General features: G+C 62.0%; 7 protein-coding genes. 3 read left to right on the plus strand and 4 right to left on the minus strand.

The window, feature by feature from the left end; translation table 11 throughout:
- The 4 genes from hflX to trkA all read right to left on the minus strand — a co-directional run.
- Window positions 1-1,065, minus strand: a 1,065-nt coding sequence (gene hflX / locus ACESL9_RS16355; RefSeq protein ID WP_372675212.1) for a GTPase HflX, incomplete at its 3' end; no start/stop codon positions are given.
- Window positions 1,062-1,307: an RNA chaperone Hfq gene (gene hfq, locus ACESL9_RS16360; RefSeq protein ID WP_372614521.1), complete on the minus strand. Its 246-nt coding sequence runs from the start codon at window positions 1,305-1,307 to the stop codon at window positions 1,062-1,064. The genes hflX and hfq, both read right to left, overlap by 4 nt.
- 133 nt (window positions 1,308-1,440) lie before the next feature.
- Window positions 1,441-2,955: a TrkH family potassium uptake protein gene (locus ACESL9_RS16365; RefSeq protein ID WP_372614523.1), complete on the minus strand. Its 1,515-nt coding sequence runs from the start codon at window positions 2,953-2,955 to the stop codon at window positions 1,441-1,443.
- A gap of 4 nt (window positions 2,956-2,959) precedes the next feature.
- Entirely contained in the window at window positions 2,960-4,372 is a 1,413-nt protein-coding gene (gene trkA / locus ACESL9_RS16370) for a Trk system potassium transporter TrkA (protein WP_372614525.1), read from the minus strand.
- Window positions 4,373-4,464: 92 nt separating this feature from the next.
- On the opposite strand from trkA, the gene ACESL9_RS16375 reads away from it, so the two are divergent.
- The 3 genes from ACESL9_RS16375 to ACESL9_RS16385 all read left to right on the plus strand — a co-directional run.
- A complete protein-coding gene (locus ACESL9_RS16375) occupies window positions 4,465-4,932 on the plus strand; it encodes a hypothetical protein (RefSeq protein ID WP_372614527.1) in 468 nt (155 codons plus the stop codon).
- A gap of 337 nt (window positions 4,933-5,269) precedes the next feature.
- Window positions 5,270-6,166 carry a LysR family transcriptional regulator gene (locus ACESL9_RS16380; protein WP_372614529.1) on the plus strand — a complete coding sequence of 299 codons (897 nt, stop codon included), beginning with the start codon at window positions 5,270-5,272 and terminating at the stop codon, window positions 6,164-6,166.
- A 93-nt stretch (window positions 6,167-6,259) separates the two neighbouring features.
- Window positions 6,260-6,457 (plus strand): hypothetical protein (locus ACESL9_RS16385; protein WP_372675213.1); only part of this gene is annotated, 198 nt, incomplete at its 3' end.

The raw sequence follows: 6,457 nt of genomic DNA on the forward strand, positions 1-6,457 counted from the left end.
CGCCGCCGCGTTCACCGCCGCCCCCCGCGCGCCTTCGTCCAGCAGGTCGATCTTGTTCCAGACCTCGATCTGCGGGGTTTCGTCGGCGACCCCCAGCGAGGCCAGGATCGCCTCCACATCCTCGGCCTGGGCTTGCGTTTCGGGATGCGAGATATCGCGCACATGCACGATAAGATCGGCCGCCAGCACCTCCTCCAGCGTGGCGCGGAAGGCCGCGACCAGTTCGGTCGGCAGGTCCGAGATGAACCCCACCGTATCCGACAGGATCACCTCGGGCCCCCCATCGGGCAGTTGCACTCGCCGCATGGTCGGGTCCAGCGTGGCAAAGAGCATGTCCTTGACCATGACATCTGACCCGGTCAAGCGGTTGAAAAGCGTCGATTTTCCGGCGTTGGTATAGCCCACCAGCGCCACGATGGGATAGGGCACCTTGGCGCGGGCCTTGCGGTGCAGGTCGCGGGTCTTGACCACCTTGGCCAGTTGACGACGCAGGCGGACGAGCTGTTCGTCGATGGCGCGGCGGTCGGCCTCGATCTGGGTCTCGCCGGGACCGCCGACGAATCCCAACCCACCGCGCTGACGCTCAAGGTGGGTCCAGGCCCGGACCAGCCGCGTGCGCTGATACGAAAGCGCGGCCATCTCGACCTGCAGCACGCCTTCGCGTGTGGCGGCGCGGTCGGAAAATATCTCGAGGATGAGCCCGGTGCGGTCCAGCAGCTTGACCCCCCATTTCTTTTCGAGGTTGCGCTGCTGGACGGGCGAAACCGGCCCGTCGACCAGCACCAGCTCGACCTCGGCCGCCTCGATCCGCACCTTGAGTTCCTCGATCTTGCCGGTGCCGAACAACAAGCCCGGATGCGGCCGGGGCAGTCGCACGACCTCCTGGCCAACGACCTCCAGCCCTGGCAGCGCCTCGGCCAGCGACACGGCTTCCTCGAGCGCGCGCGCGGGATCGCGGCGCCCGTGGGCGGGTTTCGGATCACTGCGAATGTCGGGATGCAGAACCCACGCCCGTGTCAGCCGGGCCTTGGTCTCATGCGTGGCACCGTCGAGCTGTGCACTCATGAGCCGGAGGCGTCTTCGCCTTCGTACAGATTGATCGGCTGGGCCGGCATGATGGTCGAGATCGCATGCTTGTAGACCAGTTGCGACTGTCCGTCGCGGCGCAACAGCACGCAGAAATTGTCGAACCAGGTGATCACACCCTGGAGCTTCACGCCATTGATCAGGAAAATCGTGACCGGAACCTTGGTCTTGCGGACATGGTTGAGGAACGCGTCTTGCAGGTTCTGTCTGTCTGAAGCCATGTGTCAAATGCCTTTGTTCTTGCCCGGTACCCCTCTGCGGCACCTTGTTTGGTTGCACCCGAGTATGTCGCGGCCAAGGGGGAGTTTCCAGAGCTAATTGTCAAGCCGGAAAGAGATCGCCGCGCATGGCGCGTCAATCGCGCCACAATGCGGGGTTGATCAGGGCGATGATCGCCAGCATTTCAAGCCGCCCCAGCACCATCGCCGCCGACAGGATCATCTTGCCCGTCGTGCTCAGATCGGCCAGCGCGATGGATGTTTCCGCTGCTGCCTCGATCAGCGGCCCCGTGGTCGACAGCGTCGCAATGGCAAGTACCGTTGCCTGTTCGAAACTCGCCCCGACGAGCGACATCAGCCCGATGACCGTGGCCAGCGAAAGTGCAAACAGCATGAAAAAGACCCATGCGACAAACGCCCCCTTTCGGCGCAGCCGCCGGCTGTGGCTCGAGGCGCGCCCGACCGAGTTGGGGTGGGCAAGCCGCTCCATCTCGCGCAGGCCGTTGAGATAAAGTGCATAGACCCGCAGCAGCTTGACCCCGCCTGCTGTCGTCGCGACCCCGCCACCGATGAGCGAGAGCCCCAGAAGGATCAATCCAGGCGTGTCGAGACCGGACCAGTCGCGTGCATCGCCCCAGGCCGCACTTTCGAATCCGGTGGTGGACAGGAACGACAATACCGTGAAGACCCCGCCCCAAAGTGCGCGGGCCGCCGCGGCAAGATCCTCGACGTCGTCGAAATCGAAGGCACCGATCCAGTGTCGCAGGAACAGGACCAGCGGCACACCGACAATCATCAGCAAACCCAGCCGGAATTCCGGATCACTCAACAGGCCGGGCCGGGCCGAGGTCAGTGTATCGGACGAAAAGGTCAGCCGGCTGAGTGCGAAGAACAGAAACAGAAAGATCACTGCCTCGCCCATCATGCCCGAACCGGCAGTCTCTACTCCACCCAGCGGAGAGATGCCGCTCGTCGCCATGGTCGACATCGCATGGGCCAGCCCCACCAGGGGGCGGTCGCCCAAGATCACCAGGCAGAGCCAGAGCACTGCCGTCAATCCCCCATAGATCGGCAGGAGCAGCCGCGTGCTGCGCAGGATGCGTTGCATTGCCTGGGCACGGTCATAATGGTCCGTCGCGGTATCTCCCTGCCCCGGTTCGGCCGAGGTGGTGATCTCGAACCCGCCAAGATTGAGTGGCGCGAGGATCGCCGCGGCCGCGACCCACATCAGGAAACCGCCCATCCAGCCGACCTGTGCCCGCCAGAGGTGCATCGTGTCCGACAAACGCGCAGGGGCAAACAGGGTTGCGCCGGTCGTGGTCAACGACGAGACCATTTCGAAATAGGCGTTGACATAACTGGTGGTGCCCAGCCCCTCGTATAGCGGCAGTGCAAGGAAAACCGGCAACAGCGTGAACGCCCCGAACAGCGCCAGAAGCTCGCCCAACCCGCCCCGCTTGCGCGGGCGCCGTCCACTCCGCGTGATGGCGATCAGCGCCACAAGGAAAAGCCCGAGCGTACCGGAATAGAAGAACGCTCGCGCCTCGGCAAAGCGCTCGTTGACCAGCCCGTGAATGGCCGGAACATACATTGACGCCGCCATAACGCCCCAGAGCGCGAGGAACAGCGGAATGTTGCGAAGGCGGTTCATCGGCTCAGAAAAAGTCGATCGAGACCTGCAACAGCCGTTCGACCTCGGGGACATCCTTGGACATGGCGAAGATCACGATCACGTCGCCTTCGTCTATCCGCATGTGGCCCGTGGGTTTCATCAGCTTGTTGCCGGGTTTGAGCACTGCGCCGATCAGCACGCCTTCGGGAAAGTCGATATCGCGCACGGTCAGCCCGGTGATCGGCGACGTGGACAGGACTTCGGCCTCGATCACTTCGGCCTCGGCATCCCCGATGGAATAGACCCCGCGCACGCGCCCGTGACGGATATGGCGCAGGATCGACGACACGGTGGTGGTGCGCGGGTTGATATAGGCGTCGATTCCCATGGGTTCCATCAAGGGCACCAACGAGGGATCATTGATCAACGCGATCGCCATCGGGCAGCCCTCGGACTTGGCGCGTACCGCGGCAAGAAGGTTGGTCTTGTCATCATCGGTCAGGCACAGAACCGCGTTGGCCCGATCCACACCGGCCTCGTTCAGCAGGACCGGGTCGAGCCCGTCGCCATGCAGCACGATGGTGCGTTCGAGTATGTCGGCCGCGCGCTCCGCGACGCTGCGGCTTTTCTCGATCATTTTCGCGCGGATCCGCTCTTCGTTCGATTCGAGGGCGGATGCCACGGCCAGTCCGACATTGCCGCCTCCCACGATGACCACGCGCTCTGGTTTGGTGTTGGTCTTGCCGAATACGTCGAGCGTGCGCGCGACATCCTCGGTCGCGACACAGAGGTAACACGCATCGCCAGCGAAGATCTGATCGCCCGCCTCCGGCGCGAACAACCGGCCCTTGCGACGAATGCCGACGACGATCACCTTGAGGGTTGAGAAGAGATCGGTCAGTTGCCGAAGCGGCGTGTTCAGTACCGGGCAATCCTCATCGACCGAGATTCCGAGGATCTTGGCCCGCCCACCGAGAAAATTCTCGGTATCGAACGCGGCCGGAGCATGCAGCCGGTTGAGTGCGGCCTCGGCCACCTCGCGTTCCGGGCTGATCACCACGTCGATGGGCAGGTGGTCGCGGCGATAAAGATCCGAATAGATCGCCGTCAGGTAACTCTGTGCGCGCAGCCGCGCGATCTTGCGCGGGATGGAAAACACCGAATGTGCCACCTGGCAGGTGACCATGTTGACCTCGTCCGAATAGGTCGCGGCGATGATCATGTCGGCGTCGCGCGCGCCCGCGCGTTCCAGAATGTCCGGATAGGATGCGAAACCGGCAATGCCTTGCACATCGAGCGTGTCGGTGGCCCGGCGTACCAGGTCGGGGTTGTTGTCGACCACGGTCACGTCGTTCTTTTCGCCTGAAAGATGCCGCGCGATCTGCCAGCCGACCTGTCCGGCCCCGCAAATGATGACCTTCATGGCCTGCAATCCCCTTGTTGCAGGGGTTTGCATGGCAGATGGCACAGCGGTGGTCAATTGCTTTGTCAGATGGATCATTGCACGCTAGGCTTGCGGGTAATGTAACAGGTTCAACGGGTCCCCGGATGAAGAGATTGGCACTGATCGCGACTGTCCTGCTGACCGGGTGTGGCCCCATGGGTCTTTATTACAAGCCCGGGGTCAGCCTGAACGCGATCGAGCGCGACGAGGTCGCCTGCACGCTCAAGGCCGAGCGCGAAGTGCCGGTGCGCAACGTCAGCCGGGTGATCCCGGGCGAGTGGGTGCCCGGGCGCAAAGTCTGTCCCAGGAAAGGCAAATGCCACGTGACGCCCGGGTACATGACACCCTCGCGTGTCGTCACCGAGGATGCCAACCTGGGCTTGCGCAACCGCGTGGCGGCGCTTTGCATGCAAGACAGGGGCTATTCGAGGATCAACCTGCCGCCCTGCCCGCGCGAGGTGGCGCAATCGGTGCCGTCCGCGGTCACCACCGAGATGCCCAAACGCCTGTCACCAAGGGCCTGCGTGATCCGGCATGGCGGCGGCGCCTTCCAGGTGGTCAATCGCGAGTGATCGAGGTCGGGACTGCGCTGGACAAGAGGCGTCTGTAGTGGCAGGATTGCAACATCGATAAGAGAGTCGACAAGGCTCTGCAAACATTCATGGCCGAGCTGGCACCTGTAAATGCGACTTGTGAATGTGCATGAGCGCGTGGCACCAGGCTGAGATTGCAGGCAAATCTTTCTGGCCGCCTCTTCCGCACCGATCAGGTGCCGCCACAGGTCATAGCGGCCATTAATGTGCCGCATTTGTAATCGTCCCTGTTTTCCACACATACGCACCAGCGACCAGAAAAGGTAAGTATTGCATACCTTTTAGCGAGCACCCGAAAGGAAACATGCGCGGCCTGATGAAACAGTTCAACCTCTCCCAGCCGATACCGGCCATCTTCGACGAAATGCGAACCGTTCTTGCGGTGCATCGCAGCGGCTCCATGGCCGAGGCGGCGCGCGTGCTCGGGGTAACGCCCTCGACCGTGTCGCGCCAGGTCTCGCGGCTGCGCGAAGTGCTCGGGTTCTATCCTTTCGTGAAATCGGATGGGAACTGGCGGCTCAATCCCAGCCTGATGAACTTGATCGAAGCGTTCGAGAACGCCGAGGGGATGCTCGCGAACGAGTTGCGACGCCTTACCCAGAACGAGGCGAACCCGGATGCGAAACGCGAGGTCAAGATCGCCGGGCCGGCGTCGATCATTGCGCACGTCCTGATCCCCCAATGCCCCGATCTTGCCGAAAACAGGCCGCAGGTGTTGCCCGTGTTCGAACGGCGCGTCAATGCAGAAGGCCTGGGATTGAATGACATCGTCATCGCGTTTCACCCGCCGTCTGCCGGGCGTTTCAAGGTGCGGCGCTGTGCGACGTTTGACTACGCGCTCTACGCCCCCGAAGGCTGGGAAATGGGCGGAGGGTGGATCACGCTCATAGACAAGTTCGCCGCTGCCCATATCGAAGAAGGGCAGCGCATTTTCGGATGTGCGCCGTCCCTGAAAACCGACAGTTTCGATCAGGCGGCTCGGGCGATGCAGATCCTGGGTCTTGCCGGCCCGCTGCCAAGGGCGGTGGCCCGGAATACGCCCGGTTTGAAAGAACTCGATGTCGAAGATTTTGCGGTGACGGTCGACCTGTTTGTCATTCATCACGAAAGCCGCAGTGACGACCCGGAAATCAGGGCGACGGTTGATTGGATCATCCGAAGCCTGAAGAAAATCGGGGGGGGCCGAATAGGAACGGATGACGCAATTGCATGATTCGCACTATCGGAGTTGCACAATTTTGGGTTGAGTCAAACTCGCGCAGACTGCATGATTAAAAAAATGGCAACAATGCAGTCGAGGCACGTCATGAATCAACTTACACCCATTGTTGGATTGCTCAGTCGCTTCTACCTTGCGATCTTTTTCCTAGCCCATGTCGCACAATACAAATACTGGCCGCATCCTGAATGGCTGGCAAAGGCGTTTCCGAGCCATTTCCATGGCAGCATCGGATGGCAGGATGAAGCAACGGCGCTTTTGCTGTTCATAATCGCGCTCTGGTTG

Source organism: Aquicoccus sp. (assembly GCF_041686535.1).
Taxonomy (GTDB): Bacteria; Pseudomonadota; Alphaproteobacteria; order Rhodobacterales; family Rhodobacteraceae; genus Aquicoccus.

Excerpts from the sequence above, each read along its gene's own strand:
- ACESL9_RS16375 (WP_372614527.1), top strand. The coding sequence starts at position 4,465 with ATGAAGAGATTGGCACTGATCGCGACTGTCCTGCTGACCGGGTGTGGC.
- hfq (WP_372614521.1), bottom strand. The coding sequence starts at position 1,307 with ATGGCTTCAGACAGACAGAACCTGCAAGACGCGTTCCTCAACCATGTC.
- ACESL9_RS16365 (WP_372614523.1), bottom strand. The coding sequence starts at position 2,955 with ATGAACCGCCTTCGCAACATTCCGCTGTTCCTCGCGCTCTGGGGCGTT.
- trkA (WP_372614525.1), bottom strand. The coding sequence starts at position 4,372 with ATGCAAACCCCTGCAACAAGGGGATTGCAGGCCATGAAGGTCATCATT.
- ACESL9_RS16380 (WP_372614529.1), top strand. The coding sequence starts at position 5,270 with ATGAAACAGTTCAACCTCTCCCAGCCGATACCGGCCATCTTCGACGAA.